The sequence below is a fragment of the Wolbachia endosymbiont of Drosophila incompta genome, assembly GCF_001758565.1.
Taxonomy (GTDB): Bacteria; Pseudomonadota; Alphaproteobacteria; order Rickettsiales; family Anaplasmataceae; genus Wolbachia; species Wolbachia pipientis.
In genome coordinates, this window is sequence record NZ_CP011148.1 from 391230 (window position 1) to 392048 (window position 819).

At 36.0% G+C, this 819-nt stretch carries 1 protein-coding gene and 1 pseudogene (1 of these 2 cut by a window edge); both read left to right on the plus strand.

Annotation, left to right across the window (positions count from 1 at the left end):
- On the plus strand, nt 1-481 hold a 481-nt coding region (locus WG67_RS08215), incomplete at its 5' end, for an amino acid--tRNA ligase-related protein (protein WP_458694979.1).
- A gap of 61 nt (nt 482-542) precedes the next feature.
- Nucleotides 543-819 (plus strand): annotated as a pseudogene (locus WG67_RS01790) (MFS transporter) (it continues 985 nt past the right edge of the window).

Consider the following 819-nt stretch of genomic DNA (forward strand, 5'->3'; position numbering starts at 1 on the left):
TTGTTGGATCATTGATTTTCCATATTTTGTATATGACGATAAAAGTAAAAAAATCGATTTCTTTCATAACCCATTCTCCATGCCACACGGTGGTCTGAAAGATTTAGAGGACAAAAATCCACTGGATATCCTTGCTTACCAATATGATCTTGTTTGCAATGGAATAGAACTGTCAAGTGGGGCGATTCGTAATAACAAACTGGATATCATGTATAAAGCTTTTGCCATTGCAGGTTATAGCCGGGGAGAAGTTGATACAAGATTCGGTGCACTTGTACGTGCATTCAGATTTGGTGTTCCTCCTCATGGTGGAATAGCACCAGGAGTTGATAGAATAGTTATGCTGCTTGCTGATGAGCCAAATATTCGTGAAGTAATCTGTTTTCCTATGAACCAGCAAGGTGAAGATGTTCTAATGGGTGCTCCTTCCAAGGTGGAGGATAAGCATTTACGTGAATTATCCTTTAAGGTTATTGAATGAAAAATTTTATAGCAAGGAGCACCGGTTAATGATATATTAGGTTATGTTAAATTGAAAGACCATGAATAATATCCAAAAAGCAATACTATCGGGCATGATCTGTAACATGATTGTGTGGTATGAACTCACTCTTTTTGGAGTATTAACAGATACAATCATCAACGTTTTTTTCCCATCAGAAGATCATTATTTGAGTACACTCAAATTCCTTGGTGTTTTTGCAATTGGTTTTGCGTTTAGACCAATTGGTGCAGTAATTTTTGGTTATATGGGAGATAAGTATGGCAGAAGAAAGACTTTACTTACTTCAGTAATATTAATTTCAATATCATCCACAT